23 protein-coding genes are annotated in these 26,679 nt (G+C 72.2%); 9 read left to right on the forward strand and 14 right to left on the reverse strand.

Going from position 1 to position 26,679, the window contains the following annotated elements; genetic code table 11:
- Nucleotides 1-60 precede the first annotated feature (60 nt).
- From CNQ36_RS14035 to CNQ36_RS14045, 3 genes are read right to left on the reverse strand one after another with little or no spacing between them, the layout of a single operon-like run.
- Nucleotides 61-1,248 carry a dipeptidase gene (locus tag CNQ36_RS14035; RefSeq protein ID WP_040906992.1) on the reverse strand — a complete coding sequence of 396 codons (1,188 nt, stop codon included), beginning with the start codon at nucleotides 1,246-1,248 and terminating at the stop codon, nucleotides 61-63.
- Between the two features lie 5 nt (nucleotides 1,249-1,253).
- Nucleotides 1,254-1,778: a 5-(carboxyamino)imidazole ribonucleotide mutase gene (gene purE, locus CNQ36_RS14040; RefSeq protein ID WP_004930525.1), complete on the reverse strand. Its 525-nt coding sequence runs from the start codon at nucleotides 1,776-1,778 to the stop codon at nucleotides 1,254-1,256.
- Nucleotides 1,775-2,914: a 5-(carboxyamino)imidazole ribonucleotide synthase gene (locus CNQ36_RS14045; protein WP_121546256.1), complete on the reverse strand. Its 1,140-nt coding sequence runs from the start codon at nucleotides 2,912-2,914 to the stop codon at nucleotides 1,775-1,777. The genes purE and CNQ36_RS14045 overlap by 4 nt, the downstream gene beginning before the upstream one ends.
- Nucleotides 2,915-3,068: 154 nt before the next feature.
- Between CNQ36_RS14045 and CNQ36_RS14050 the strand changes: the two genes are divergently transcribed.
- Nucleotides 3,069-3,557, forward strand: coding sequence for a GtrA family protein (locus CNQ36_RS14050; protein WP_121546257.1), 489 nt, complete (start codon nucleotides 3,069-3,071; stop codon nucleotides 3,555-3,557).
- 17 nt (nucleotides 3,558-3,574) lie between these two features.
- Here the strand turns inward: CNQ36_RS14050 and CNQ36_RS14055 are convergent, their stop codons facing one another.
- A complete protein-coding gene (locus CNQ36_RS14055; protein WP_004930521.1) occupies nucleotides 3,575-4,849 on the reverse strand; it encodes an ATP-binding protein in 1,275 nt (424 codons plus the stop codon).
- A gap of 40 nt (nucleotides 4,850-4,889) precedes the next feature.
- Entirely contained in the window at nucleotides 4,890-5,567 is a 678-nt protein-coding gene (locus tag CNQ36_RS14060; RefSeq protein ID WP_004930519.1) for a response regulator transcription factor, read from the reverse strand.
- A gap of 514 nt (nucleotides 5,568-6,081) precedes the next feature.
- Here CNQ36_RS14060 and CNQ36_RS14065 point away from each other — a divergent pair.
- Complete coding sequence (locus CNQ36_RS14065; protein ID WP_004930516.1) at nucleotides 6,082-7,578, forward strand: oligopeptide:H+ symporter; 1,497 nt, start codon at nucleotides 6,082-6,084, stop codon at nucleotides 7,576-7,578.
- 123 nt (nucleotides 7,579-7,701) lie between these two features.
- Here the strand turns inward: CNQ36_RS14065 and CNQ36_RS14070 are convergent, their stop codons facing one another.
- Nucleotides 7,702-8,265 carry an ATP-binding protein gene (locus tag CNQ36_RS14070; RefSeq protein WP_121546258.1) on the reverse strand — a complete coding sequence of 188 codons (564 nt, stop codon included), beginning with the start codon at nucleotides 8,263-8,265 and terminating at the stop codon, nucleotides 7,702-7,704.
- Between the two features lie 242 nt (nucleotides 8,266-8,507).
- Entirely contained in the window at nucleotides 8,508-8,885 is a 378-nt protein-coding gene (locus CNQ36_RS14075; protein ID WP_004930512.1) for an STAS domain-containing protein, read from the reverse strand.
- Nucleotides 8,886-9,120: 235 nt separating this feature from the next.
- Here CNQ36_RS14075 and CNQ36_RS14080 point away from each other — a divergent pair, with 235 nt between their 5' ends.
- Nucleotides 9,121-10,047, forward strand: coding sequence for an RNA polymerase sigma factor SigF (locus CNQ36_RS14080; protein WP_163013265.1), 927 nt, complete (start codon nucleotides 9,121-9,123; stop codon nucleotides 10,045-10,047).
- A gap of 79 nt (nucleotides 10,048-10,126) precedes the next feature.
- Here CNQ36_RS14080 and hutI read toward each other — a convergent pair whose 3' ends face one another.
- From hutI to hutU, 4 genes are all read right to left on the reverse strand, one after another.
- Nucleotides 10,127-11,299, reverse strand: a complete 1,173-nt coding sequence (gene hutI, locus CNQ36_RS14085) for an imidazolonepropionase (protein WP_121546259.1) — start codon at nucleotides 11,297-11,299, stop codon at nucleotides 10,127-10,129.
- A 20-nt stretch (nucleotides 11,300-11,319) separates the two neighbouring features.
- Entirely contained in the window at nucleotides 11,320-12,663 is a 1,344-nt protein-coding gene (locus tag CNQ36_RS14090) for a formimidoylglutamate deiminase (protein WP_121546260.1), read from the reverse strand.
- Entirely contained in the window at nucleotides 12,660-13,928 is a 1,269-nt protein-coding gene (locus CNQ36_RS14095) for an allantoate amidohydrolase (protein WP_121546261.1), read from the reverse strand. Before CNQ36_RS14095 ends, CNQ36_RS14090 begins: the two co-directional genes overlap by 4 nt.
- Nucleotides 13,929-14,014: 86 nt before the next feature.
- A complete protein-coding gene (hutU, locus tag CNQ36_RS14100; RefSeq protein WP_121546262.1) occupies nucleotides 14,015-15,685 on the reverse strand; it encodes a urocanate hydratase in 1,671 nt (556 codons plus the stop codon).
- A gap of 117 nt (nucleotides 15,686-15,802) precedes the next feature.
- Here hutU and CNQ36_RS14105 point away from each other — a divergent pair, with 117 nt between their 5' ends.
- Nucleotides 15,803-17,227, forward strand: coding sequence for a type III PLP-dependent enzyme domain-containing protein (locus CNQ36_RS14105; protein WP_228312972.1), 1,425 nt, complete (start codon nucleotides 15,803-15,805; stop codon nucleotides 17,225-17,227).
- A 24-nt stretch (nucleotides 17,228-17,251) separates the two neighbouring features.
- Here the strand turns inward: CNQ36_RS14105 and CNQ36_RS14110 are convergent, their stop codons facing one another.
- On the reverse strand, nucleotides 17,252-17,836 hold the full coding sequence (locus CNQ36_RS14110) for a hypothetical protein (RefSeq protein ID WP_121546263.1): 585 nt from the start codon (nucleotides 17,834-17,836) through the stop codon (nucleotides 17,252-17,254).
- 98 nt (nucleotides 17,837-17,934) lie between these two features.
- Nucleotides 17,935-18,777: a MurR/RpiR family transcriptional regulator gene (locus CNQ36_RS14115; RefSeq protein ID WP_121546264.1), complete on the reverse strand. Its 843-nt coding sequence runs from the start codon at nucleotides 18,775-18,777 to the stop codon at nucleotides 17,935-17,937.
- Between the two features lie 259 nt (nucleotides 18,778-19,036).
- Between CNQ36_RS14115 and CNQ36_RS14120 the strand changes: the two genes are divergently transcribed.
- Both CNQ36_RS14120 and CNQ36_RS14125 read left to right on the forward strand, forming a co-directional pair.
- A complete protein-coding gene (locus CNQ36_RS14120; protein WP_121546265.1) occupies nucleotides 19,037-20,743 on the forward strand; it encodes an LCP family protein in 1,707 nt (568 codons plus the stop codon).
- Between the two features lie 98 nt (nucleotides 20,744-20,841).
- A complete protein-coding gene (locus CNQ36_RS14125; RefSeq protein ID WP_163013415.1) occupies nucleotides 20,842-21,264 on the forward strand; it encodes a hypothetical protein in 423 nt (140 codons plus the stop codon).
- A gap of 336 nt (nucleotides 21,265-21,600) precedes the next feature.
- On the opposite strand, the gene CNQ36_RS14130 is transcribed toward CNQ36_RS14125, so the two are convergent.
- Nucleotides 21,601-22,989 carry a cystathionine beta-synthase gene (locus tag CNQ36_RS14130; RefSeq protein ID WP_121546267.1) on the reverse strand — a complete coding sequence of 463 codons (1,389 nt, stop codon included), beginning with the start codon at nucleotides 22,987-22,989 and terminating at the stop codon, nucleotides 21,601-21,603.
- Nucleotides 22,990-23,151: 162 nt separating this feature from the next.
- Here CNQ36_RS14130 and CNQ36_RS14135 point away from each other — a divergent pair, with 162 nt between their 5' ends.
- From CNQ36_RS14135 to CNQ36_RS14145, 3 genes are all read left to right on the forward strand, one after another.
- On the forward strand, nucleotides 23,152-24,177 hold the full coding sequence (locus tag CNQ36_RS14135; protein WP_121546268.1) for an SGNH/GDSL hydrolase family protein: 1,026 nt from the start codon (nucleotides 23,152-23,154) through the stop codon (nucleotides 24,175-24,177).
- A 228-nt stretch (nucleotides 24,178-24,405) separates the two neighbouring features.
- Nucleotides 24,406-25,626, forward strand: a complete 1,221-nt coding sequence (locus CNQ36_RS14140) for an acetyl-CoA C-acetyltransferase (protein WP_121546269.1) — start codon at nucleotides 24,406-24,408, stop codon at nucleotides 25,624-25,626.
- Between the two features lie 272 nt (nucleotides 25,627-25,898).
- Nucleotides 25,899-26,678: a hypothetical protein gene (locus CNQ36_RS14145; protein ID WP_121546270.1), complete on the forward strand. Its 780-nt coding sequence runs from the start codon at nucleotides 25,899-25,901 to the stop codon at nucleotides 26,676-26,678.
- Nucleotide 26,679 lies beyond the last annotated feature (1 nt).

The raw sequence follows: 26,679 nt of genomic DNA on the forward strand, positions 1-26,679 counted from the left end.
GCCCCCGCGGGCTTCCTGGTGAACGAGGCGTTCGGGGGTACACCCGCCCGCCGTCCCCGTTCAGCCGTCGAGCGACTCCAGCGTGGCGTGGGAGGGCGCGCGGGTCGCCCGCAGGTCCCGGGCCACGTCCTCGGCGGCGCCCAGCACCCGCACCGCGTTCCGCCAGGTGAGCTTCGCCAGATCGGTCCTGGACCAGCCGCGGTCGAGCAGCTCCGCGATCAGGTTCGGGTAGCCGGAGACGTCGTTCAGGCCGTCCGGGGTGAAGGCCGTGCCGTCGTAGTCGCCGCCGATGCCGAGGTGGTCGATGCCGGCCGCCTCGCGCATGTGGTCCAGATGGTCGGCGACCGTGGAGACCGTCGCCACCGGACGCGGGTGGGCCTCCTCGAAGGCGCGGTGGACCGCCATCGCGTCCGCGGTGGTGTCGAGGTGGTGGAAGCCGTGCGCGCGCATGTTGTCGTCGGCCGCGGCCGTCCAGTCGACGGCGGCCTGGAGCACGAACTTCGGCACGAACGTCACCATCGCGACGCCGCCGTTGGCGGGCAGCCGCTCCAGCACGTCGTCCGGGATGTTGCGCGGGTGGTCGCAGACCGCGCGGGCGGAGGAGTGGGAGAAGATCACCGGCGCCGAGGTGGTGTCCAGCGCGTCCCGCATGGTCGTGGCGGCGACGTGGGAGAGGTCGACCAGCATCCCGAGCCGGTTCATCTCCCGCACCACCTCGCGGCCGAACGCCGACAGTCCGCCCACACCGGGCTCGTCGGTCGCCGAGTCCGCCCACGCCACGTTGAAGTTGTGCGTGAGGGTCAGATAGCGCACGCCCAGGTCGTACAACCCGCGCAGGGTGCCGAGGGAGTTCGCGATCGAGTGACCGCCCTCCGCGCCCATCAGGGAGGCGATACGGCCCTGTCCGCGCGCCGCCTCCATGTCGGCGGCGGTCAGCGCGGGCGCCAGGTCCTCCGGGTACCGCTCCAGCAACCGCCGTACGCAGTCGATCTGTTCCAGGGTGGCGGGCACCGCGTCCGGCAGGTCCGCGCGGACGTACACCGACCAGAACTGGGCGCCGACCCCGCCCGCCCGCAGCCGGGGGATGTCGGTGTGCAGATGGGCGGACTGGTCGCCGGTGATGTCGCGGGCGCCGAGGTCGTAGCGGACCTGTTCGCGCAGCGCCCAGGGCAGGTCGTTGTGCCCGTCGACGACGGGGAACTCGGCGAGCAGCGCCCGGGCTTCGCCGAGGGACGCCGGGGAACCCATGCCGCTCACTTCCCGAAGCCGAAGCCGCTCGCGGACCCCTCGACCTTGGACCGCAGGCGCTTGCCCTTCTCGGTCGCCTGGTCGTTCAGCTCCTGCTGGAACTCCCGCATGCGGCCGAGGAGTTCCTCGTCGTGGCTGGCGAGGATCCGGGCCGCGAGCAGGCCCGCGTTGCGCGCCCCGCCCACGGAGACGGTGGCGACCGGGACCCCGGCCGGCATCTGCACGATGGACAGCAGGGAGTCCATGCCGTCGAGGTACTTCAGCGGCACGGGCACACCGATGACCGGCAGCGGGGTGACCGAGGCGAGCATGCCGGGGAGGTGGGCGGCGCCGCCCGCGCCCGCGATGATCGCCTTGAGTCCACGGTCCGCGGCCTGCTCGCCGTACGCGATCATCTCGCGGGGCATGCGGTGCGCGGAGACGACGTCGACCTCGTAGCCGATCTCGAACTCGTCGAGGGCCTTGGCGGCCGCCTCCATGACGGGCCAGTCGGAGTCCGACCCCATGACAATGCCTACGACCGGGCTCATTCGGTGATCGTGCCTCTCAGGTAGCCGGCTGCGTGACGGGCGCGCTCCAGCACGTCGTCCAGGTCGTCGCCGTAGGTGTTGACGTGGCCGACCTTGCGGCCGGGCTTCACGTCCTTGCCGTACATGTGGATCTTCAGCTGGGGGTCGCGGGCCATGCAGTGCAGGTACGCGGAGTACATGTCCGGGTAGTCGCCGCCGAGGACGTTCACCATGACCGTCCACTTCGCGCGCGGGCGCGGGTCGCCCAGCGGGAGGTCGAGGACGGCGCGGACGTGGTTGGCGAACTGCGAGGTGATCGCGCCGTCCTGGCTCCAGTGGCCGGAGTTGTGCGGGCGCATCGCGAGTTCGTTGACGAGGATCCGGCCGTCGCGGGTCTGGAACAGCTCGACCGCGAGGTGGCCGACGACGCCGAGTTCCCTGGCGATGTTCAGCGCCATCTCCTCGGCGCGCAGCGCGAGCTCCTCGTCGAGGCCGGGGGCGGGCGCGATCACCGTGTCGCAGACGCCGTTCACCTGGCGGGACTCCACGACCGGGTAGGCGACAGCCTGGCCGTGCGGGGAGCGGACCACGTTGGCGGCCAGCTCGCGCACGAAGTCGACCTTCTCCTCGGCGAGGACGGGAACGCCGGCCTTGAAGGGCTCGGCGGCCTCCTCCGCGGAGTCGACGACCCACACGCCCTTGCCGTCGTAGCCGCCGCGGACGGTCTTGAGGACGACGGGGAAACCCTCCCCCTCGGCGGCGAACGCCGCCACGTCCTCGGGGCCGTCCACGATGCGGTGCCGCGGGCAGGGCACGCCGATCGCGTCGAGCTTCGCGCGCATCACGCCCTTGTCCTGGGCGTGCACGAGCGCGTCGGGGCCGGGGCGGACGGGGACGCCGTCCGCCTCGAGGGCCCTGAGGTGCTCGGTGGGCACGTGCTCGTGGTCGAAGGTGATCACGTCGCAGCCGCGCGCGAACGCGCGCAGCGTCTCCAGGTCGCGGTAGTCGCCGACGACGACATCGCCGACCACCTGCGCCGCGGAATCCTGCGGAGTGTCACTGAGGAGCTTGAACCTGATGCCGAGGGGGATGCCTGCCTCGTGTGTCATACGAGCGAGCTGACCGCCGCCGACCATGCCGACTACCGGGAACGTCACGCCCCCAGGGTATCGGCCCGCGCCACGGTGGCCGATTTCGCTCCCGTAGGAAGCCGAAGTCCCCCGCCCGACCTCCACGTCGGCAGGAAGATCGCGCGGGCGGGTGGTTAGCATGACTGGGTTGACGCATTCGACGGACGGGAGCCTGCGGACGATGGAACGTGGTTCCTCGGGGCTTCGACGGCTTTTCCGGGAAGCGGCCAAGTTCGGCGCGGTCGGAGGAGCCGGGGTACTGGTCAACCTGGGCGTGTTCAACCTGGTCCGGCAGGTGACCGACCTCCAGGTGGTGCGGGCGAGCGTCATCGCCACCATCGTGGCGATCGTCTTCAACTACGTCGGCTTCCGGTATTTCACCTACCGGGACCGCGACAAGTCCGGGCGCACCCGTGAGATGTCCCTGTTCCTGCTGTACAGCGCCATCGGCCTGGTGATCGAGAACGGCGTGCTCTACACGGCGACCTACGGATTCGGCTGGGACAGCCCGCTGCAGAGCAACGTCTTCAAGTTCCTCGGCATCGGCGTCGCGACCCTGTTCCGCTTCTGGTCGTACCGCACCTGGGTGTTCCGTGCGATCCCGGCCCGCGAGCCGGTGGCGCGGAGCGCGTCCTCCGACGGCTCCCGCCGGACACAGCGCGTGCCGTAGGGCCCGTCCGGGGCCCGTCAGCGCACCGTGCGGCGGGTCTCGTCGTCCGGGGACTTCTGCGGGGGCGTGCGGGAGAGGAACAGGCCGAAGACGGGCGGGCCGGCCTGCAGCATCTCCAGACGGCCGCCGTCGGCCTCCGCCAGGTCCCGGGCGACGGCGAGCCCGATGCCGGTGGAGTTGCGGCCGCTGATGGCCCTCTCGAAGATCCGCGCGCCCAGGTCGGCGGGGACGCCGGGCCCCTCGTCGGTGACCTCCACGACGACCTGGTTGCCGGTGACCCGGGTGCGCAGGGCGACCGTGCCGCCCCCGTGCATCAGCGAGTTCTCGATCAGCGCCGCCAGCACCTGGGCGACCGCGCCCGGGGTGCCCACCGCCCGCAGCTCCCGCTTGCCCGAGGTGACGATCGCGCGGCCCGCGCTGCGGTAGGCGGGGCGCCACTCGGCGAGCTGCTGCTTGATCACCTCGTCCAGGTCGAAGGTGACCGCGGAGCCGGTGCGCGGGTCGCGGGAGTTGGTCAGCAGCCGCTCCACCACGTCCGTCAGCCGCTCCACCTGCGCCAGCGCAATTGTGGCCTCCTCCTTCACCGTGTCCGGGTCGTCGGTGAGGGTGATCTCCTCCAGGCGCATGGACAGCGCGGTGAGGGGGGTGCGCAGCTGGTGGGAGGCGTCGGCGGCGAGGCGCCGCTCCGCGGTCAGCATCCGGGCGATCCGCTCGGCGGAGCGGTCCAGCACGTCCGCGACCCGGTCCAGCTCGGGCACGCCGTAGCGGCGGTGGCGGGGGCGCGGGTCGCCGGAGCCGAGGCGCTCGGCGGTCTCCGCGAGGTCGGTCAGCGGGGAGGCCAGCCGGCTGGCCTGGCGGACCGCCAGCAGCACCGCCGCGATCACCGCGAGCAGCGCCACCAGGCCGATGATCAGCAGCGTGCGGCCGACCTCCCGGGTCACCGAGGAGCGCGGCTCCTGCACGGTGACCGTCTCGCCCTCCTCGCCGGGCGCCGTGGCGCTGATGACGTCGCCCTCCGGCTTGGCGCCGACCTCGATGGGCGGCTTGCCGGGGATCCGGATGACGGCGTACCGGTCCTCGGCGACCTGGTCGCTGATGATCTCGGCGGTGACCTTGTCCTCGACGAGCAGCCGGCTGTCGACGATGCTGGCCAGCCGCACCGCCTCGGACTCCACCCGTTCCCGGGCGCTCTCGCTGATCGTGCGGGTCTCGACGATCACCAGGGAGACGCCGAAGACGGCGATGACGACGAGCACCACGGCGAGCGTGGACTGGATCAGGCGGCGGCGCATGTCCTCTTACCCAAGACGAAGAGACCCCGGCGGGGTCTCGCTAGCTCTTCTCGAAGCGGAAGCCCACGCCTCGCACGGTGGCGATGTAGCGCGGGTTGGCCGCGTCGTCGCCCAGCTTCTTGCGCAGCCAGGAGATGTGCATGTCGAGGGTCTTGGTGGAGGACCACCAGGTGGTGTCCCAGACCTCCCGCATCAGCTGGTCGCGGGTGACGACCCGGCCCGCGTCGCGCACCAGCACCCGCAGCAGGTCGAACTCCTTCGCGGTGAGCTGCAGCTCCTCGTCGCCCATCCACGCCCGGTGCGACTCGACGTCGATGCGCACCCCGTGGGTGGCGGGCGGCTGCTGGGGCTCGGACGCGCCGCGCCGCAGCAGGGCCCGTACCCGGGCCAGCAGCTCGGCGAGCCGGAACGGCTTGGTGACGTAGTCGTCGGCGCCCGCGTCGAGGCCGACGACCGTGTCCACCTCGTCGGCGCGGGCGGTCAGGATCAGCAGGGGAACCGTGTGCCCCTCGGAGCGGAGCCTGCGGGCGACCTCCAGGCCGTCCATGCCGGGCAGTCCGAGGTCGAGGACCACCAGGTCGATGCCGCCCCGCATGCCGGCTTCGAGTGCGGCGGGTCCGTCCTCACGCACCTCGACTTCGTAGCCCTCCCGGCGCAGGGCGCGGGCCAGCGGCTCCGAGATGGACGCGTCGTCCTCGGCGAGCAGTACACGGGTCATGCCAGTGATGGTAGACCCGCCGCCAAGGGGCCCGGGGTGTGATCACCCGCGTTGATTCTTACCTCCGGCATACCCGTTTCTCACCTCCGGCGCCCGGAGACGGACCTGCGGCTGTGGGGTGCGACCCTGGGAGGGACCTTCGAATGCGTGATCGCGGTTCCACTGAAACCTGTGATCCGTGTCTCAAGTCCTTCCATATCCGGCACTGTACTGCCGTATGGTGAATCAACGCCTGTTGCACCACGGGGACCTTTGGCGCACTTGACGCCGAAGGTCTCTTTCGTGTGCGGGCCGGCCTTCGAGCCGGCCCCTGAAGGAATGACCTGTGGCCGGGCCTCAACCGCGCACCGATGCGCGCTGAGGCGTGGATCCCGGTGGTCGTCGTCCGCCGCTCCGTGACCCGGAGCGGCCGCCCTGGGGCGTGGGGCGGACGGTGCGACCCTGCCGGTGCCGGCCGCCCCCCACCGGGCGCGTACACGCTCGCGCGACGCGTCCCGACCAGCAAGGAACGACCATGGCGTCCAGCCTGACGAAGGACTCGGTCACTCCGGGCACCCCCGGTTCCGAGAAGACCTTCTTCGGCCACCCCCGCGGACTGGCCACACTCTTCATGACCGAGATGTGGGAGCGCTTCTCCTACTACGGCATGCGCGCTCTCCTCCCGCTGTACCTCGTCGCGCCGGGCGGCCTGGCCCTCAGCGCCGGCACCGCGACGGCGATCTACTCGGTGTACGTCTCGCTCGTGTACCTGCTCGCCATGCCCGGCGGCTGGTTCGGCGACCGGGTCTGGGGTCCCCGCAAGACCGTCGCCGTCGCCGGCGCGGTCATCATGGCGGGCCACCTGACGCTGGCGCTGCCCACCTCGGGCACCTTCTACGCGGGTCTCGGCCTGGTCGCCATCGGCTCGGGTCTGCTGAAGGCCAACATCTCCACGATGGTCGGCCACCTCTACAAGGGCCCGGACGACCCGCGCCGCGACGGTGGCTTCACCGTCTTCTACATGGGCATCAACCTGGGCGCCTTCGCCGCGCCGCTGATCATCGGCACCGTCGGTGAGAGCGTCAACTGGCACCTGGGCTTCGCGCTCGCCGCGCTGGGCATGGGCCTGGGCCTGGTGCAGTTCCTGCTGGGCAGCCGCCACCTGGACGCGCACTCCAGCGTCGTCCCCAAGCCGCTGTCGTCCGAGGAGAAGTCCTCGACCCTGCGCAAGGCCGCCCTCTGGGCGGGCATCGCCGTCGTCGCCTACGCCGCCCTCGGCCTCTCCGGCAACTACACGCTGAACTGGGTCCTGGTCCCGCTGACGCTGCTCGGCGTGATCATCCCGGTGATGGTGCTGGCGCGCATCAAGCGCGACAAGGACCTGGATCGCGCCGAGCAGTCGAAGATGTCCGCCTACATCTGGTTCTTCGTCGCCGCGGCCGTCTTCTGGATGATCTACGACCAGGGCGGCTCGACGCTGTCGATCTTCGCCGACTCCTCGGCCGAGAACAGCGTCCTCGGCTGGCAGTTCCCGGTCTCCTGGTACCAGTCCGTGAACCCGGTGCTGATCATGGCGCTGGCCCCGGTCTTCGCCTGGTTCTGGCTGGCGCTGAACCGGCGCGGCAAGGAGCCGAGCACCATCGTGAAGTTCGGCTCCGGTCTGGTGCTGGTCGGCGCGTCCTTCTTCCTCTTCCTGGCCCCGCTGTCGATCGCCGAGGGCGGTCACAAGGCCGCGGCGATGTGGCTGGTGGCGATCTACTTCACGCAGACCGTCGGTGAGCTGCTGCTCTCCCCGGTCGGCCTGTCGGTCACCACGAAGATGGCGCCCGCGAAGTACGCCTCGCAGATGATGGGTGTCTGGTTCCTGGCCGTCACCGCCGGTGACGCCACGACCGGCCTGCTGTCCATCGCCGGCGTCGACCTGAACAAGACGGGCATCGTCGCGATGGAGGCGAGCCTCGCCGTGCTCGCCGGTGTCGCGGTGTGGATGTACCGCAAGAAGGTCAAGGCCCTCATGGGCGACGTGCGCTGAGTCCCCCCACGGCTCGAACCGAAGGGCCCCGCATCCTGATCGGATGCGGGGCCCTTCGGCTTGCCCTGGTGCGGTGGTGCCGTTCCTGCTGCGGTGGCGCTGCTCCTGCGGGGTGGTACGGCGTTACGCCGGCGCCCCGAGTTCCGCCCAGACCGTCTTGCCCGCGACGTCCGGGGCCCGTACGACCCCCCAGTCGAGGCAGAGGCGCTGCACGATGAACATGCCGTGGCCGCCGGGGCGGCCGGCCCGGTGCGGGGTGCGCGGGGCGGGCTGGCCCGTGCCCCGGTCGGTGACCTCGATCCGGATCACCTTCCGGTCGCAGGAGATGGCCAGCCGGTCCGGTCCCTCGGCGTGCAGGCACGCGTTGGTGACCAGCTCGGAGACGACCAGCAGGACGTCCTCGGCGGCGGCCCGCTGGTCGGCGGTGGCGGCGGGCAGCCAGCCCCACGCGTACAGCGCCTGGCGGGTGAAGTCGCGGGCCAGCGGTACGACGCCGCTCTGGCCGTCGAAGCTCAGCCGGCGGACCCTGCCGCCGTCCGGGGTACCCGAGGACTCCGGCGGCGCCGTCGGCACGGCTACGCCCCCGTCGGACGCGCTCCCCGCCGGCACGCCGCCCCCGGAAGTCCCGGAAGCGCCGCTGGGCTCCGGCCCGCGGTCGCCCGGCGAGTAGGGCCGGGTGGTGCTCATCAGCGCTTCACCTCACCGTGTCACCAGTTCACGAATCACAAGATTCCGTACCCGTTCAGTCACGCGTGCACGGACCGTCCGGTTCCCGGCGCTCTCGCGACCACCGCGTCCCGCACGTTCAGGGTGTCTCCTGCCCGGGCGGATCGAGGGAACACCCATGTATTCGCGCGAAAAGGCGCGACGGAGGGGATCCCGCTGTCGCGTGGGGGTGGTGAGCGCCCGTCCGGGCCCGCTCGCGCGGGTCACGCGGAATCGTCGGCCAGCGCCGCCTCGAGAGTGTCGTGGACCGTGAACACCGCGTCCGCTCCCGTGATCTCGAAGACGCGCGCCACCACGGGCTGCATCCCCGCGAGATGGACTCCGCCCCCTGCCGCCTCGGCCTTCAGCCGGGCTCCGAGCAGCACGTTGAGCCCGGTGGAGTCACAGAACTCCAGCCGGGAGCAGTCGATGACAAGCCGCTTGTACCCCTTGGCGAGGCAGTCCTCCAGCGGCTCACGCAACAGATCGGCGGTGTGGTGATCCAACTCACCCGCCGGAGTCACGACGGCACTGGGGCCCTCTTCTCGCACCTCGACCAGAAGCCGGCCCGACTGTGCGCTGCCGACCGTCCCGCGGTCCATGCCGTCTCTCTCTCCCGACCTCGGCTGTGTGCTGACGTCCTCGAACATTACGCCTTCCGGCAACGCTGCGACAGCCGAACAATCACGCACAAACGGACATACACCAACAGAACGCACTTGCGATCGGCTCGGGAAAACGGGTAGGGCTAGTAAGAACACACCCGACACGGCCGGCTTTGGAGGCGCCGCACACCGCAGTGCACGTATCGGCTTCGGCAGCCATATGCCGAGAACGATGGAGGACATCATGTCACCCCGGCTCGACGCATCGCCTACCCCGAGAGCGACGTCGACACTCCCTCCGGAACATCTGGATCCCATCGAGCAGGACGACCCCGGTGTCGTCCCGGACGACCTCCTCGCCGGACTTCCGGAGATCCCCCCGTACGAGGAGGTGGGCCCGGTCGACGCGCGAGCCCTCTCCAAGACCCTCTTCGAGCGCCTCGAGTCGCTGGAGGAAGGCACCTCCGAGTACTCGTACGTACGCAACACGCTCGTCGAGCTGAACCTCGCCCTGGTCAAGTTCGCGGCCTCGCGCTTCCGCTCGCGCAGCGAGCCCATGGAAGACATCATCCAGGTCGGCACCATCGGCCTGATCAAGGCGATCGACCGCTTCGAGCTGTCGCGCGGGGTGGAGTTCCCCACCTTCGCGATGCCCACCATCATCGGTGAGATCAAGCGCTTCTTCCGCGACACCTCGTGGTCCGTCCGCGTACCGCGCCGGCTGCAGGAGCTCCGGCTCGACCTGGCCAAGGCCGGGGACGAACTCGCCCAGCAGCTCGACCGCTCGCCGACGGTGGCCGAACTGGCGGAGCGCCTGGGCATCACCAACGAGGAGGTCGTCGAGGGCATGGCGGCCTCGAACGCCTACACCGCCTCCTCGCTGGACGCCCAGCCGGAGGAGGACGACGCCGAGGGTGCGCTGGCGGACCGGATCGGCTACGAGGACCACGGCCTCGAGGGCATCGAGTACGTCGAGTCGCTGAAACCGCTGATCGCCGAACTGCCGCCGCGGGACCGGAAGATCCTCTCGCTGCGCTTCGTCGCGGGCATGACCCAGTCGGAGATCGGCGAGGAGCTGGGCATCTCCCAGATGCACGTCTCGCGCCTGCTCTCGCGGACGCTGGTGAAACTGCGCAAGGGGCTCACGGTCGAGGAATGATCCTCACCGGGTGACACCTGTCCTCCAGGGGGCGGTCCGGGCCGGGCCGCCCCCTTCGGGCTGTCCGGGGGCCCGCGGCTCACACCTCGCGTACGCCCCGCCGCCACACCCCGGCGACCAGCGGCACACCGGGCCGGTAGGCGAGGTGGACGTGGCTCGGGGCGTCGAGCAGGGTGAGGTCGGCGTACGCGCCCGGGGTCAGCCGGCCGATGTCGGTGCGGCGCAGGGCCGCCGCGCCGCCCGCCGTGGCCGACCAGACCGCCTCGTCGGGCGTCATCCCCATGTCCCGCACCGCGAGCGCGACGCAGAAGGGCACGGAGGACGTGAAGGACGAGCCGGGGTTGCAGTCCGTGGACAGCGCGACCGTGACGCCGGCGTCCAGCAGCCGGCGGGCGTCGGGCCACTCGGCGCGGGTGGAGAACTCGGCGCCGGGCAGCAGGGTGGCGACCGTGCGGCCGCTCGCGAGGGCGTCGACGTCGGTGTCGCCGAGGTGGGTGCAGTGGTCGGCGCTGGCCGCGTCGAGTTCGACGGCGAGCCGGACGCCGGGCCCGTACGTCAGCTGGTTGGCGTGGACGCGCGGGTGCAGGCCCTTCGCCCTGCCCGCGGTGAGGATCGCGCGGGCCTGGTCGCCGTCGAACGCCCCCTCCTCGCAGAACACGTCGATCCAGCGGGCGTGCGGCGCGCAGGCGTCCAGCATCTCGCCGGTGACCAGGTCCACGTAGGCGGCCGGGTCCCCGGCGTACTCGGGGGCGACGATGTGGGCGCCGAGGAAGGTGACCTCGTCGGTGTGCCGGGCCGCCAGGCGCAGCGCGCGGGCCTCGTCCGCGGTGGTCAGGCCGTAGCCGGACTTGGTCTCGAAGGTCGTGGTGCCCTGGCGCAGGGCCTCCGCGAGGTGGCGGGTGAGGTTCGCCTCCAGTTCCGCGTCGCTCGCGGCCCGGGTGGCGGCCACGGTGGTGCGGATGCCGCCCGCGCTGTAGGGGCGGCCGGACATGCGGGCGTTGAACTCCTCGGTGCGGTCGCCGGCGAAGACCAGGTGGGAGTGCGAGTCGACGAAGCCCGGGACGACCGCCCGGCCTCCGGCGTCGACCCGGTTGTCAGTGGGGGGTGCTTTGCTTGATTCACCGGTCCACACGACGCGGTCGCCCTCGATGACGACGGCCGCGTCCCGGACCAGACCGAGGGGGGATTCGTCACCGAGGGAGGGGTCGTTGGTGACCAGCTGGGCGATGTCGCTGATGACGGTGCTGCTCATGGTGTCCTCATGGGTGGTCGTCAGGCGCGCAGTGCCGCGACAGCCTGTGCGAGGGCTCCGGGTACGTCGGGGACGCGCGTGTGCGCCCCGTCGCGTACGACGTGCCGGCCCGCCACGATCGTGTGCCGTACGTCCGCCGCGGTCGCGGCGAATACGGCCGTCTCGGCCCCGAGTCGGGGCAGCGGCCCCGCCGTTCTGACCGAGTCGAGCGCGAGGGTGGTGAGGTCGGCGCGCGCCCCGGCCTCGATGGTGCCCGCGTCGTCCCAGCCGAGGGCCGCGTGCCCGTCGGCGGTGGCCGCCCGCAGCAGCGCGGCGGCCGTCCAGTGGCCGCGGCTGCGGGTGCGCAGACGCTCGTTGAGCTCCATCGCGCGTGCCTCCTCGAGCAGGTCGATCACGGCGTGGCTGTCGGAGCCGAGGGAGAGCGGGGAGCCCTCGTTCTGCAGGGCGGCGGCGGGTCCGATGCCGTCGGCGAGGTCGCGTTCGGTCGTCGGGCACATGCAGGTGCCGGTACCGCTGCCGCCGATGAGGGCGATGTCCTCGGCGGTGAGGTGGGTGTTGTGGACGCCGGTGGTGCGCGGTCCGAGGACGCCGTGCAGGGCCAGCAGCTGCGCCGGGGTGCACCCGTGGATCTCCTGGCAGGCGTCGTTCTCGGCGGTCTGCTCCGACAGATGCACATGGAGCGGGGCCTCCCGCTCCTCGGCCCACCCCGCCACGGTCGCCAGCTGGTCCGCCGGCACGGCCCGGACGGAGTGGACGGCCGCCCCGATCCGGGCGTGCTCCCGTTCCCGGAGGGCCGAACAGCGCCGGGCCCAGGCGTCCGCGTCGCCGTCGGAGAAGCGGAGCTGGTGGGTGGTGGGCGGCTGTCCGAAGCCGGAGGAGAGGTAGGCGGTGTCTAGGAGGGTGATCCGGATGCCGGCCTCGGCGGCGGCCTCGAGGAGTGCCTCGCCCATGGCGTTGGGGTCGGCATAGGGCATGCCGCCGGGCGCGTGGTGGACGTAGTGGAACTCGCCGACCGTGGTGATCCCGGCCAGCGCCATCTCGGCGTACACGGCGCGGGCGAGGGCGTGGTAGGTGTCCGGGGTGAGCCGGTCGGCCGTGGCGTACATGATCTCGCGCCAGGTCCAGAAGGTCCCGGAGCCGACCTGGACGGTGGAGCGCAGGGCGCGGTGGAAGGCGTGGCTGTGGGCGTTGGCCAGTCCCGGGAGGGTCAGTCCGCGCAGTACCTCGGCGCCGGGCGGCGGGGCGGGGGTGCCGGGGTGGACGGCACGGATGCGGCCGTCCCGGACGTCGAGGGCCACGCCCGGCTCGACATGGGTGCCGAGCCAGGCGTGCTCCAGCCAGTACGTCCGCGGGGTGGCAGTCACGTGCAGGCCAGTCCTTCCAGTACGCCGGCGAGGGCGGTCACGCCGGCCACGCAGTCGTCCTCGGTCGCGTACTCGGCCGGGGAGTGCGAGACGCCGGTGGGGTTGCGCACGAACAGCATGGCGGTCGGGACCCGTCCGGAGAGGATTCCGGCGTCATGTCCGGCGCCGGTGCCGAGGACGGGCACCGTGCGGCCGGTGTCGCCGGCCAGGATGCGGGCGAGTTCGTCGCGCAGGGCGTGGTCGAACTCGACGACGGGGGTGAAGGACTCCCGTTCGACGTCCAGGGTGACGCCGTGCTGCCGCGCGTGGTCACGGGCGGCCTTCCGTACGCCCTCGACGACGGTGTCCAGGCTCTCCTGGTCGGCGGCGCGGGAGTCGAGCCAGCCGCGCACCAGGGAGGGGATGGCGTTGACGCCGTTCGGCTCGACGGCAATCTTGCCGAAGGTGGCCACGGCGCCGGCGAGTTCCGCCTCGCGGCGGGCGGCGAGGACGGTCTCGGCGTACGGCAGCATCGGGTCGCGGCGGTCGGTGAGCCGGGTGGTGCCGGCGTGGTTGGCCTCGCCCCGGAAGTCGAACCGCCAGCGTCCGTGCGGCCAGATGGCGGAGGCGATGCCGACGCGGTCGCCGGACAGGTCGAGGGCGCGGCCCTGTTCGACGTGGAGTTCGACGAAGGCACCGATGCGGTCGAGCCGTTCGGGGTCGGGGCCGAGGGTGCCGGGGTCGTGTCCGGCGGCCTCCATGGCCTGCGGGAGCGTGATGCCGTCCGCGTCGGTGAGCCGGTGGGCCTGCTCGACGGTGAGCGCGCCCGCGGTGAGCCGGGAGCCCACGCAGGCGAGCCCGAACCGGGCGCCTTCCTCGTCCCCGAAGTTGACGACGCCGAGCGGCTTGGTGAACCGCGCGCCCCGCCGGAGCAGTTCGTCCAACGCGGAGAAGGCGGAGACCACCCCGAGGGGCCCGTCGAAGGCCCCTCCGTCGGGCACCGAGTCCAGGTGCGACCCGGTGACGACGGCGTCCCCGCGCGCGGGGTCCCCGAGCCACCCCCACTGGTTGCCGTTCCGGTCCACCTCGTACGCCAGCCCGCGCGCACGCACCTGCTCCTCGAACCACTCCCGGCACTCGGCGTCGGCCCCGCCCCAGGCGAACCTCCGGTACCCACCCGATTCGGAGCTCCGCCCGATGCGCGCCAACTGCCGCCACATCTCGTGGAACGAGGACACTCCAGGCTGTGGGCAGTCGTTCCGCGGGGCGAGGGGGGTACCTCCCATGCCCTTTGGGCCATGGGGGCGGGTGGGCACAGCCGCACCCGCGGGCGGCGGCGGTGCCCCCGCCCCCACCGACGCGTCGCCGTCCCTCACGCCGACTCACCCTCACCCTCACGCATCGGCACCCGCACGCCCCGCTCACCGGCCACCGACTCCGCGATGTCGTACCCGGCGTCCACATGCCGGATGACACCCATCCCGGGATCGTTCGTCAGCACCCGCCGGATCTTCTCGCCCGCCAGCCCCGTCCCGTCGGCCACCGTGACCTGCCCGGCGTGGATCGACCGCCCCATGCCGACGCCCCCGCCGTGGTGGAGGGAGACCCACGACGCCCCGGAGGCCACGTTCACCATCGCGTTCAGCAGCGGCCAGTCGGCGATCGCGTCCGACCCGTCCAGCATCGCCTCGGTCTCCCGGTACGGCGACGCCACCGACCCGCAGTCGAGGTGGTCCCGCCCGATCACGATCGGCGCGGCCAGCTCCCCGCTCGCCACCATGTCGTTGAACCGCTCACCGGCCTTGTCCCGCTCCCCGTACCCCAGCCAGCAGATACGCGCGGGCAGCCCCTGGAAGTGCACCCGCTCCCCCGCCAGCTTGATCCAGCGCGCCAGGGACTCGTTCTCCGGGAACAGTTCCAGGATCGCCTTGTCGGTCTTGGCGATGTCGGCGGGATCACCCGACAGCGCGGCCCACCGGAACGGCCCCTTGCCCTCGCAGAACAGCGGCCGGATGTAGGCCGGCACGAACCCCGGGAAGGCGAAGGCCCGCTCGTACCCCGCCAGTTGTGCTTCGCCGCGGATCGAGTTGCCGTAGTCGAACACCTCCGCCCCGGCGTCCTGGAAGCCGACCATCGCCTCGACGTGCCGCGCCATGGACTCCCGCGCACGCGTGGTGAAACCGGCCGGGTCCTTCGCGGCGGCGTCGGCCATGTCTTCGAAGGCCATGCCTGCGGGGAGGTAGGCCAGGGGGTCGTGGGCGGAGGTCTGGTCGGTGACGATGTCGATGGGCGCGTCCATGGCGAGCAGCCGCGGCACCAGCTCGGCCGCGTTGCCCAGCACCCCGATGGACAGCGGCTCGCGCCGGTCCCTGGCCTCGACGGCCAGCCGCAGCGCGTGGTCGAGCGAGTCGGCCCGCACGTCCAGGTACCGGTGCTCGATGCGGCGGTCGATGGCGCGCGGGTCGCAGTCGACGCAGATCGCCACGCCGTCGTTCATCGTCACGGCGAGCGGCTGGGCGCCGCCCATCCCGCCGAGCCCGGCGGTGAGCGTGATGGTCCCGGCCAGCGTCCCGCCGAACTTCTTCGCGGCGACGGCGGCGAAGGTCTCGTAGGTGCCCTGGAGGATGCCCTGGGTGCCGATGTAGATCCAGGAGCCGGCGGTCATCTGCCCGTACATGGTGAGGCCGAGGGCCTCCAGGCGGCGGAACTCCTCCCAGTTGGCCCAGTCGCCGACGAGGTTGGAGTTGGCGATGAGGACGCGCGGCGCCCACTCGTGGGTCTGCATGACGCCGACGGGCCGGCCGGACTGGACGAGCATCGTCTCGTCCTGCTTGAGCGTCCGCAGCGTGCGGACCATGGCGTCGAAGGAGCGCCAGTCGCGGGCCGCCTTGCCGGTGCCGCCGTAGACGACGAGCTTGTCGGGGTGCTCGGCGACCTCGGGGTCGAGGTTGTTCTGCAGCATCCGCAGGGCGGCCTCCTGCTGCCAGCCCAGGGCGCTCGGTTCCGTGCCGCGTGGCGCTCGCACGGGTCGGGGTCCGGACATGGTCTGCCTCCTCCTGCGGACGAATACTGCAGATATTCACATCCTGACCAGCTGAATAGAACTAGTCAAGACAGGGGCGGCTCGGCACGGCCGTGCGAGGGATGTTTGGCTGGTCGCATGCGCGCGAACATGCACAGCACCGAGGGGACGGGGAACGCGGTGGCTCACGAGGACGGCCGGACGGACGAGAGGGACCCGTACGCCGAGGGACGGGCGGCCCGGCGGGACGAGGCGGTGCGGGCCGCCGTGGAACAGGGGCTGCTCGACACCGACAACCCCTTGGTGGGCCTGCTCGACGTCACGGGCATCCGGGAGTCGGCGGCCGAGCTGAAGGCGGCGTTCGAGGCGGTGGCCGCGCCCGGCACCCCCGTGCTGCACGCCTTCGCGGTGAAGGCGAGCCCGCTGGTGCCGGTGCTGCGGCTGCTGCGGGAGGAGGGCATCGGGGCCGAGGTGGCGAGCCCGGGCGAGCTGGCGCTGGCGCGGGCGGCGGGGGTGGAGCCGGAGCGGACCGTCCTAGACTCGCCCGCCAAGACACCGGCCGAGCTGCGGGAGGCGCTCGCGCTGGGCATCGCCGTCAACGCGGACAACCCGCAGGAGCTGGACCGCCTCGACGCCCTGATGGCGGGCTCCGCCTCCCGCTCCCCCGTCGGCATACGCGTCAACCCGCAGGTCGGCGGTGGTTCCATCGAGGCCCTGTCGACGGCCACGGCGACCTCGAAGTTCGGGGTGGCGCTGCGCGACGAGGGAGCGCGGGAGTGGGTCGTGCGGGCGTATCTGGACCGGCCGTGGCTGACCCGGCTGCACGCGCACACCGGCTCGCAGGGCATCGCGCTGTCGATGATGGCGCGGGGCATCACGGAGACGTACGAACTGGCGGAGGAGATCAACCGCCGGGCGGGACGGCGGCAGGTCGACACCATCGACATCGGCGGCGGTCTGCCGGTCAACTTCGCCTCCGAGGAGAGCACCCCGACGTACACGCGGTACGCGCGGCTGCTGAGCGAGGCGGTGCCGGGGCTGTTCGACGGGCGGTACGGGCTGGTCACCGAGTTCGGGCGGTCACTGCTGGCCAAGCACGGCACGGTGGTGGCGCGCGTGGAGTACGCCAAGAGCGCGGGCGGGCGCCCGGTCGCCGTGACGCACGCGGGCGTGCAGGTGGCGACGCGGACGGTCTACGCGCCGGCGTCGTGGCCGCTGAGGATCGCCGCGTACGACGCGAAGGGACGGCCCAAGGAGGGCCCCCCGGTCGTGCAGGACGTGGCGGGACCGGCGTGCTTCGCGGGCGACCTGCTCGCCCAGGCGCAGTCGCTCCCGCTGCTGGAGCAGGGCGACCACGCGGCGGCGCTGGACACGGGCGCGTACTACTTCGCCCACCACTACGCCTACAACTCGCTCCCCCGCCCGGGTGTCTACGGCTTCGTGCCGGGCGGGGACTCCGGCATCGCCTTCGCGACGGTGCGCACGCCCCAGACGGTCGAGGAGATCGTCACCGAGTCCGGCGCCGCCCACACCGACGCCCTGGTCTCGGGCCTCACTCCCTGACCACGGCGCACCCGCGGGGCCTCCTCACACGAGGGCCGGCGTCCGGCGGCGCGCGCCGCCCGGCGCCGCGTCGCCCGCCGCGATCCCCGTGGTGCGGTAGCCCTTGACCCTCCTGCCCGCGGGCCGGCCCACGCCGGCCCGCAGCCAGTCGACGCGCACCCACAGCAGCACCTCGTCCGACTGCTCCAGACGGCCGATCCAGGCCGCCTTCAGCCACAGTCCGGTCCCGCAGCCGGCGAGCAGCATCCCGCCGGCCGCGGGCACGGCGAAGGCCGTGCCCAGCGCGGCGAGGAAGGCGAGCAGCAGCCACCAGCGGTGCCCGCGGCGCCAGTTGCGGACGGTCACCGCCCGGTCCTGGAGCACGTCGTGCCGGCCCGCCCGGACCGCCGCACGGGCCGGGGCGCGGTAGCGTCCCCGCCCCGCGCAGGCCACGACGGCCGCCGCCACGAGGAACAGCGCGGCGCCCGCCGTCACCCCGATCCGCCGCCCGGTAAGCCCCGGCACCAGCGTCCCGGCGCCCGCCGCGACCACTCCCAGCCACCACAGCGGCGCGGCCCCGGCCCGCACGACGACGGCCACCCGGGCCAGCCCCTGTCCTCCGCGTGTCATCTCCGGCCTCCCGTCTCTCACTCCAGTGGGCAAGGGAGGCTAGCGGCACAAGGTGAGACGAGTCTGAGAGGACGGCGCGGCGGCGAACGGCCCCGCCGTCAGTCCACGAACAGTCCGCGCGCCGCCGCCCTCACGTCGAACTCCTCCAGCCGTGCCTGCGCGTCGGGCAGGTCGTCGCACATCGCCTCCAGCAGCACCCGGCCCAGCAGCATCGGCGCGCACGCCGTGTCGAAGGCGAGGCCGGTCCCGACGGCCGCGGGCAGCAGCAGGTCGGACAGCCCGGCGACCGGCGCGAACGGCGAGTCGGCGACGGTGACCACGGTCAGCCCCGTCTCCTTGGCGTGGATGAGGGCGTCGACGACCTCCCGGGGATGGCGGGGCAGCGCGAAGCACAGCAGGGCGCTCGCCCCGGCCCGCGCGGCGGCGTCGATCCGGTCGTGGAGCATGGTGCCGCCCTCGTTGAGCAGCCGTACGTCGGGATGGACCTTGGCGGCGAAGTACGCGAAGCCGTGCGCCTGGGCCGCCGCCGCCCGCAGTCCCAGCACGGGCAGCGGCCGGCTCCCCGCCAGCATGCGCCCGGCCTGCCGCACCGGCCGGGGGTCGGCCAGCACCTCCGCCAGATGCCGCAGGTTCTCGATCTCGGCCTCGACGGCCTGCTGGTACTCGTTGGAGGAGCCGGTCTCCGGCGCCGGTTCGGCGGGCGCGACCTCGCGCAGGTGCCGGCGCAGCGCCGGATAGCCGTCGAAGCCGAGGGCGACGGCGAACCGGGTCACCGACGGCTGGCTGACCCCGGCCAGCTCGGCCAGCTCCACGCTGGACAGGAACGGCACGTCGGCGGCGCGCCGGACCATGCTGTGCGCGATGCGCCGCTGGGTCGGCGTCAGCCGATGCCCCTCGAAGAGCGCCTGCAGGCGCGCCGCAGGGCTCCCGGTGCCGCTCATGACGTGACTCCCCCTCGACTATTCACCGCTCAGGTCCTCTGCATGCCGTTATACAGGCGCATCCGGGGCCGCGCCGTCCGCACGGCGCGATGGGCGGAGTTCGCGCACTGTGGCCCGATTCGGGGACAGATCCGGAACTCGACGATTTTGCTACGACGTCACCGCGTGCCGAACCGGCCGGTTAGCGTAACTCCTCGAACAACAGAGCGCCTTGAGGCGCAGGCGGCCCATGTGGCACCCGACGGAGGCTGGAGCAGGCGTGGACGCGCAGAGTCGTGGGCAGGCGGACGGAACCGATCCTGCGGACCAGTGGGTACTGAATCCGGAGACCGGGGACTACGAGCTGCGGCTGAACGATTCCGCGGAGCGGCCGGGGGCGCCCCGCCCGCGCAGCGCCCCCCGCCCCGGTTCCGCCGCGCCGCCCCGGGTCCCCGCCCAGCGGGGCCGCCCGCCGGCCCCCGCCCCCGCTCCGGACGGCGACGACACGGCCGGCGCCGGCCGCCGCAAGCGCAAGCAGAAGAGGAGCGGCAGGAGGAAGGCGCTGATGTGGACGGGAGGCGCCCTGGGCCTGGTCCTGGTCGGCGGTTCGGCGTTCGCGTACTACTGGTACGACCGCCTGTACGGCAACATCGACACCGTCGACATCGGTGACGTGGGCAGTGACAAGGTCCTGGCGGACGGGCCGGTCAACATCCTGATCATCGGCAACGACGTGCGCACCGGCGAGGGCAACGAGGCCTACGGCAACCGGACCAACGTCACCGGCCACGCCGACACCACGCTCCTCTTCCACGTGGCGGAGGACCGCTCCAACGCGACCGTGGTGAGCATCCCCCGGGACCTCATGACCACGATCCCGGACTGCACCTCCAGGCAGTCCGACGGTTCGAGCAAGGACATCCCCGGCTCGACGGTTCCCACCCGGTTCAACGAGTCCTACGGTGTGAACGGCCGCGACCCGGGCTGCACCATGCTCACGGTCGAGGGGATCACCGACCTCGAGGTCGACCACTTCATGATGTTCGACTTCAACGCGGTCAAGACGCTGTCCACCGCGGTCGGCGGCGTCAAGGTGTGCCTGGAGAAGCCCATCAAGGACCTGGACGGCGGCTCCGGACTCGATCTGCCGTCCGGGGAGAGCACGGTCGAGGGCGAGGACGCCCTGTCGTTCCTGCGCAACCGGCACGGGCTGAAGAACGAGAGCGACCTGGACCGGATCGAGATGCAGCAGAAGTTCGTCGCGTCGATGATCCGCCAGCTGAAGGAGGACACGCTCAACAGCCCGTCGAAGATGCTCGACGTCGCCGACGCGGCCACCAAGTCCCTCACCGTGGACAAGGGGATAGGCAGCCCCGGCAAGCTGCTCACCCTCGCCAGGGAACTCGGCAAGATCAACCTGAAGAACATCACCATGATGACCGTGCCGGTGAAGGACAACCCGGCGGAGCCCACGCCCGTCACCGTCGTCCTGGACCCGGAGAAGGCCCCGAAGGTCTTCAGCATGCTGCAGAACGACGTCTCCTTCACCGAGGTCGAGAAGAAGGCGAAGAAGGCCAAGGACAAGCAGGCCGAGCTGCTGGAGGGCCCGCGGGCGGAGGAGTCCGCGATCCGCGTCGACGTCTTCAACGGCGGCGGCCCGCAGGGCGCCGCGCAGGACACCCTGGTCTGGCTGCAGACCGACGAGGGCGTGGCCAGGTCCACCAACAAGGGCAACGCACCGGCCGAGGTCAAGAAGACCCGGCTGGAGTACGGCCCCGACCAGGCCGACCAGGCCCGGGCGCTCGCCGATCTGATGGGCCTGCCCGCCTCGGCCCTGAAGCCCGGCACCGAGGACGCCGGCGAGGCGACGCCGATGACGCTCACCCTCGGCCCGGACTTCACGAAGGCCGGCGTCCCCGTCGCCCCGCCGAACAAGGTCGACGGCGTCGATCAGTCCCGGGCCGACGAGAAGATGTGCAAGGCGTAGGACGGCCCGTCACGGCGCGGCGAACCCCCGGCCGACAACGGGGGTTACCCCCAGTGCCACCGGCCTCCCGGCTGCCTACCGTGGGACGCATGACCGGAATGGACGCGCGGGACACCGAGCTGAAGAAGGAACTCGACGCCTCCCTGCAGGCCCGCAGGGAGCTGGGCGAGGAGTACGAGTCCGCGCTGGTCGACTCGTTCCTGGAGAAGGTCGACCAGCGCATCGACGGCGCGGTGGAGCGCCGTGTGCGCCGGCAGCTCGCCGAGCAGCAGATGACGGTGGCCCGGGACACCCGGTCGCCGAGGGCCACGGACAGCTGGGCGGAGCGCTTCGGCTTCGGGATCGTCTCGCTGGTGCTGGCGGTGCCGCTGTCCGCCATCGGCGGGGGCGTCGGCAATCTGCCCGGCCTGATGGTCACCTGGGCGGGCATCGTCGGCGTCAACGTCGTCCAGGCCGCCCGCACCAACCCGGGCCTGTTCGGACGCGGGAAGTCCTCCCGGGACGGTGACTGGGAGGACTGAGGCCGTTTGCGCGGGGACCGCCGCACCCCCGTCGCCGGGGGGCGGGACGACGGCGGTCCCCGCGAGGGACGCGCGCCCGTTGAGGCAGGCCGCGTCCGAGGCGTCCATGGAGGTCCGGGAGCCGCTCCGGAGGTCCTTCGACGCCGTTTGGCCGCCGGCCGGAACGGGGAGCCGCTCCCGTCCCGCCGACACCCACCAATCTGCCGGACCCGTGTTAAGCGAGTGCTGCGCGGACGTGACGCGCTCGTACCACTTCCGCGAAGTCCGCGAAGATCACGAACGCGCCGGGGCCCGGCCGTTCACCGCGGGTTCACCGGAGGCCGGACCGGAGCCCCGTCACTTCCCGCTCTGGGCGAGGAAGGACAGCAGGTCCTGACGGCTGACCACACCGGTCGGCTTGCCCTCGACGAGGACGATCGCCGCGTCCGCCCTGCCCAGCACGGCCATCAGGTCCGCGACGGGCTCACCCGAGCCGACCTGCGGCAGCGGCGCGGACATGTGCTTCTCCAGCGGGTCGTCGAGCGAGGCGCTCTTGCTGAACAGCGCGTCCAGCAGCTCCCGCTCCACCACCGAGCCGACGACCTCGGCGGCCATCACGTCCGGGTGGCCGGCGCCCGGCTTGACCACCGGCATCTGCGAGACGCCGTACTCGCGGAGCACCTCGATGGCCTGCCCGACGGTCTCGTCGGGGTGCATGTGGACCAGGGAGGGGATGTGGCCGCCCTCCTTGTCGTTGAGCACGTCGCCGACCCGGGCGCTGGTGCCGGAGTCCTCCAGGAAGCCGTAGTCGGCCATCCACTCGTCGTTGAAGATCTTGCTGAGGTAGCCGCGTCCGCTGTCCGGGAGGAGGACGACGACCACGTCGTCCTCGCCGAGCCGCTCCGCCACCTCGAGGGCCGCGACGACCGCCATGCCGCAGGAGCCGCCCACCAGCAGGCCCTCCTCCTTGGCGAGCCGGCGGGTCATCTGGAAGGAGTCCTTGTCGGAGACGGCGACGATCTCGTCCGCGACGTCACGGTCGTAGGCGGTCGGCCAGAAGTCCTCACCGACGCCCTCCACCAGGTACGGCCGTCCGGAGCCGCCGGAGTACACCGAGCCCTCGGGGTCGGCGCCGATCACCTTCACTGCGCCGTCGCTGGCCTCCTTCAGGTAGCGGCCGGTCCCGGAGATGGTGCCGCCGGTGCCCACGCCCGCCACGAAGTGGGTGATCCTCCCCTCGGTCTGCTCCCACAGCTCGGGGCCCGTGGAGTGGTAGTGGGAGAGCGGGTTGTTCGGGTTGGAGTACTGGTCCGGCTTCCAGGCACCCGGCGTCTCACGCACCAGCCGGTCGGAGACGTTGTAGTAGGAGTCGGGGTGCTCGGGGTCCACGGCGGTCGGGCAGACGACGACCTCGGCCCCGTAGGCCCGCAGGACGTTGATCTTGTCCGTGGAGACCTTGTCGGGGCAGACGAAGATGCACTTGTAGCCCTTCTGCTGGGCCACGATGGCGAGCCCGACCCCGGTGTTGCCGCTGGTCGGCTCGACGATGGTGCCGCCCGGCTGCAGCTCTCCGCTCTTCTCCGCCGCCTCGATCATGCGCAGGGCGATGCGGTCCTTCACGGAGCCGCCCGGGTTGAAGTACTCCACCTTGGCCAGGACGGTGGCCCTGATGCCCTTGGTCACGCTGTTGAGCCGCACCAGCGGGGTGTTGCCGACGAGGCTGATCATCGAGTCGTGGAATTGCACCGTTGTCTCCGGATGCTTGCAAAAGAGGTCGTAGTGGTGAGGCCAGCCTAGGCCCTCGCCTGTCAACGCCCCGGCCGGGTCGTTCACTCCCTGTCGGGATTGGAGCACGGTCCGTACGGGGCAAGGAGTGGGTGTACGGGTTCGAGGAGGTGGCGGCGAGGGATGACGGGCTTGTCGAGGGCGAGGGTGGCCCGGCGGATCGCGGCCGGCGCGGCATACGGCGGCGGGGGCATCGGCCTGGCCGGGGCGGCCGCGGTGGGACTGCTGCTGGCCGAGGCCCAGCTGGCGCGGCGCCGGGTGGGCAACGGCGCGTCCGGGCACGTACCGAACGCGGACGGGCTGTACGGGGCGTCCTACACGGTGCCGGGTGAGCCCGCGCTGCGGCTGACGATGCTCGGCGACTCCACGGCCGCGGGGCAGGGCGTGCACCGGGCCGGGCAGACGCCGGGGGCGCTGCTGGCGTCCGGGGTCGCGGCGATCGCGGAGCGCCCGGTGGGGCTGAGCACGGTCGCGGTTCCCGGGGCCCGCTCCGACGACCTGGAGCGGCAGGTGACGCTGGCGCTGGCGGACCCGTCCCGGGTGCCCGACGTCTGCGTGATCATGATCGGCGCCAACGACGTCACGCACCGCATGCCGCCGGCCCATTCCGTGCGCCATCTGTCCTCGGCGGTGCGCCGGCTGCGGACGGCCGGCGCGGAGGTGGTCGTCGGCACGTGCCCCGATCTGGGCACCATCGAGCCGGTGCGGCAGCCGCTGCGCTGGCTGGCCCGGCGGGCCTCGCGGCAGCTGGCGGCGGCGCAGACGATCGGCGCGGTGGAGCAGGGCGGGCGGACGGTGTCGCTGGGGGACCTGCTGGGTCCCGAGTTCGCGGCGAACCCGCGGGAGCTGTTCGGGCCCGACAACTACCACCCCTCGGTGGAGGGGTACGCCACGGCCGCGATGGCGGTGCTGCCGACGGTGGGCGCGGTGCTGGGGCTGTGGCCGGCGGAGGAGGAGCGGCCGGACGCCGCCCGCCGGGAGGGGTTCCTGCCGGTCGCCAGGGCGGCCGCGGAGGCGGCGGAGGAGGCGGGCACGGAGGTCACGGCGGCGATGCCGTCCGGGCCCCGGGGCCCGTGGGCCCTCCTCAAGCGACGCCGCCGCCGCAGGCTCCCCGAACCCGAACCCGCCCCCTCGACCCAGCCCACGTAGCCCCGTCCGCCCGCCGCGGGCAGCTCCACCCCGCTCCGCGGGCAGTCGTGCCGCGCGAACACCTCCCCAGGCACCGCAGCGGGAAAAGCAAGCGCTTAGACAGTTGCGGTCCATGTCACAGCGCGGGACCCGTGACCCCGCTCATACGGCCGGGTAACTTCCCAGGGAGCCCGCACCAACCCACCGGTATGCCCTCCGTCACCCGACCACCACCCCCTTGGAGCCGTGATGCCCGAAGCCGTGATCGTCTCAGCCGCCCGCTCCCCCATCGGCCGCGCCTTCAAGGGCTCCCTGAAGGACCTGCGCCCGGACGACCTGACCGCCACGATCATCCAGGCCGCCCTCGCCAAGGTCCCTGAGCTGGACCCGAGGGACATCGACGACCTCATGCTCGGCTGCGGCCTCCCCGGCGGCGAGCAGGGCAACAACCTCGGCCGCGTGGTCGCCGTGCAGATGGGGATGGACCACCTCCCCGGCTGCACCATCACCCGCTACTGCTCGTCCTCCCTGCAGACCTCCCGCATGGCCCTGCACGCCATCAAGGCCGGCGAGGGCGACGTCTTCATCTCGGCCGGCGTCGAGACGGTCTCCCGCTTCACCAAGGGCAACTCCGACAGCCTCCCGGACACCCGCAACCCGCTGTTCGCCGAGGCCGAGGCCCGTACCGCCGCCGTCGCGGAGTCGGAGGGCTCGACCTGGCACGACCCGCGCGAGGACGGCCTGGTCCCCGATCCGTACATCGCGATGGGCCAGACGGCGGAGAACCTGGCCCGGCTCAAGGGCGTCACCCGGCAGGACATGGACGAGTTCGGCGTCCGCTCGCAGAACCTCGCCGAGGAAGCCATCAAGAACGGCTTCTGGGAGCGCGAGATCACCCCGGTGACGCTCCCCGACGGCACGGTGGTCGCCAAGGACGACGGCCCCCGCGCGGGCGTCACCATGGAGGGCGTGGCCGGTCTGAAGCCCGTCTTCCGCCCCGACGGCCTGGTCACCGCGGGCAACTGCTGCCCGCTCAACGACGGCGCCGCCGCGCTCGTCATCATGAGCGACACCAAGGCCCGCGAGCTCGGCCTCACCCCGCTCGCCCGGATCGTCTCCACCGGCGTCTCCGGCCTCTCCCCCGAGATCATGGGCCTCGGCCCGGTCGAGGCGAGCAAGCAGGCGCTGTCCCGCGCCGGCCTGACCATCGACGACATCGACCTGGCCGAGATCAACGAGGCCTTCGCCGCGCAGGTCATCCCCTCCTACCGCGAGCTCGGCATCCCGCTGGAGAAGCTGAACGTCAACGGCGGCGCCATCGCCGTCGGCCACCCCTTCGGCATGACCGGCGCGCGCATCACCGGCACGCTCATCAACTCCCTCCAGTTCCACGACAAGCAGTTCGGTCTGGAGACGATGTGCGTCGGCGGCGGCCAGGGCATGGCGATGGTCGTCGAGCGCCTCAGCTGAGCACCGCACGGTAGCCGTCGCGGCACGGTCCGTGAGACAACGGCCCGGCTCTCCGGAACCTCCGGGGGTCGGGCCGTTCCGTGATCCAATCTCCCCCAGGATGTGACCTATCTCGCTCGCGGAGGGAATCCGCGCAGGTCAGCACGGGCACCCGTTCGGGCGCACCACCAAAGGACTGTCCGTTTCGTGACGTTACGCACTGACAGATGGTTAGTCCACCCTTCAAGCTGATGTAGTAAGTCGGGGGTCGACTTTGAACCGGGAGTACGTCAGTGAGCGCCATGCCGATCGCCCTGCTGGTCACCACGGCCGCCACCGGCGCCGTGGGCGTCGCCGTCCTGCGCAGCATCATGGTGCTGCGCCGGCAGGTCGCTGCCCTGCACTCCGAGCTCGCCGGGAACCACGCCGCCGCCACGCGCGCGCACATTCCCCCCGCCCGCTCGGCCGGGGCCGACGAGATACGCGCCGCGGTGGCGGAGGCGCTCGCCGAGGAGCGGGAGCGCGAGCTCGCCGAGGCGCGGGCCTTCTGGGCCGCCCAGGAGGCGCGTGACGCCTCCGACGCGCCGTCCCTGCTGGGCCTCGCGGACAGCGAGCTGTTCCTGCCCCGGCAGGCCGACTTCGTGGGCCTGGAACCGGTGACCGAGCCGGGCGCCGACACCGAGGACCACCCCGGGGACTCCCCCGAGCTGGCCGCGGCCCGCCGCCGCCACCCCTCGCACCCCGACTTCGTCCCGCACCCCTCGCCGGTGGTGAACGACCACGAGCGGACGGTGTCCACGCTCGAGGAGCTGGCCGCCTCCCGCACCGAGCTGACCGACGTCCGCCCGGGCCCGCTCGGCACCCTCGACGTCTACGTCTTCGCCGACGGTACGACGCTGTGCATGACGCCGGGCCACCGCGAGACCTCGGAGCGCCTGGCCGCGGCGCTGGTCGCGGGCGAGACCCCGTTCCTGCTCGGCGGCTCCGGGATCTCCGGGGCGTACACGCTGACCTTCGCCTGCGGCGACGAGAACGTCTACATCCTCGCGGACCGCGTCATCGCGTCCCTCTAGT

This window comes from Streptomyces fungicidicus, from assembly GCF_003665435.1.
Classification (GTDB): Bacteria; Actinomycetota; Actinomycetes; order Streptomycetales; family Streptomycetaceae; genus Streptomyces; species Streptomyces fungicidicus.

Excerpts from the sequence above, each read along its gene's own strand:
- CNQ36_RS14140 (WP_121546269.1), top strand. The coding sequence starts at position 24,406 with ATGCCCGAAGCCGTGATCGTCTCAGCCGCCCGCTCCCCCATCGGCCGC.
- hutU (WP_121546262.1), bottom strand. The coding sequence starts at position 15,685 with ATGTCCGGACCCCGACCCGTGCGAGCGCCACGCGGCACGGAACCGAGC.
- CNQ36_RS14050 (WP_121546257.1), top strand. The coding sequence starts at position 3,069 with ATGGAACGTGGTTCCTCGGGGCTTCGACGGCTTTTCCGGGAAGCGGCC.
- CNQ36_RS14055 (WP_004930521.1), bottom strand. The coding sequence starts at position 4,849 with ATGCGCCGCCGCCTGATCCAGTCCACGCTCGCCGTGGTGCTCGTCGTC.
- hutI (WP_121546259.1), bottom strand. The coding sequence starts at position 11,299 with ATGAGCAGCACCGTCATCAGCGACATCGCCCAGCTGGTCACCAACGAC.
- CNQ36_RS14095 (WP_121546261.1), bottom strand. The coding sequence starts at position 13,928 with ATGGGAGGTACCCCCCTCGCCCCGCGGAACGACTGCCCACAGCCTGGA.
- CNQ36_RS14060 (WP_004930519.1), bottom strand. The coding sequence starts at position 5,567 with ATGACCCGTGTACTGCTCGCCGAGGACGACGCGTCCATCTCGGAGCCG.
- CNQ36_RS14065 (WP_004930516.1), top strand. The coding sequence starts at position 6,082 with ATGGCGTCCAGCCTGACGAAGGACTCGGTCACTCCGGGCACCCCCGGT.
- CNQ36_RS14070 (WP_121546258.1), bottom strand. The coding sequence starts at position 8,265 with ATGAGCACCACCCGGCCCTACTCGCCGGGCGACCGCGGGCCGGAGCCC.
- CNQ36_RS14125 (WP_163013415.1), top strand. The coding sequence starts at position 20,842 with ATGGACGCGCGGGACACCGAGCTGAAGAAGGAACTCGACGCCTCCCTG.
- CNQ36_RS14035 (WP_040906992.1), bottom strand. The coding sequence starts at position 1,248 with ATGGGTTCCCCGGCGTCCCTCGGCGAAGCCCGGGCGCTGCTCGCCGAG.
- purE (WP_004930525.1), bottom strand. The coding sequence starts at position 1,778 with ATGAGCCCGGTCGTAGGCATTGTCATGGGGTCGGACTCCGACTGGCCC.
- CNQ36_RS14080 (WP_163013265.1), top strand. The coding sequence starts at position 9,121 with ATGGAGGACATCATGTCACCCCGGCTCGACGCATCGCCTACCCCGAGA.
- CNQ36_RS14110 (WP_121546263.1), bottom strand. The coding sequence starts at position 17,836 with ATGACACGCGGAGGACAGGGGCTGGCCCGGGTGGCCGTCGTCGTGCGG.
- CNQ36_RS14135 (WP_121546268.1), top strand. The coding sequence starts at position 23,152 with ATGACGGGCTTGTCGAGGGCGAGGGTGGCCCGGCGGATCGCGGCCGGC.
- CNQ36_RS14115 (WP_121546264.1), bottom strand. The coding sequence starts at position 18,777 with ATGAGCGGCACCGGGAGCCCTGCGGCGCGCCTGCAGGCGCTCTTCGAG.
- CNQ36_RS14075 (WP_004930512.1), bottom strand. The coding sequence starts at position 8,885 with ATGGACCGCGGGACGGTCGGCAGCGCACAGTCGGGCCGGCTTCTGGTC.
- CNQ36_RS14105 (WP_228312972.1), top strand. The coding sequence starts at position 15,803 with ATGCGCGCGAACATGCACAGCACCGAGGGGACGGGGAACGCGGTGGCT.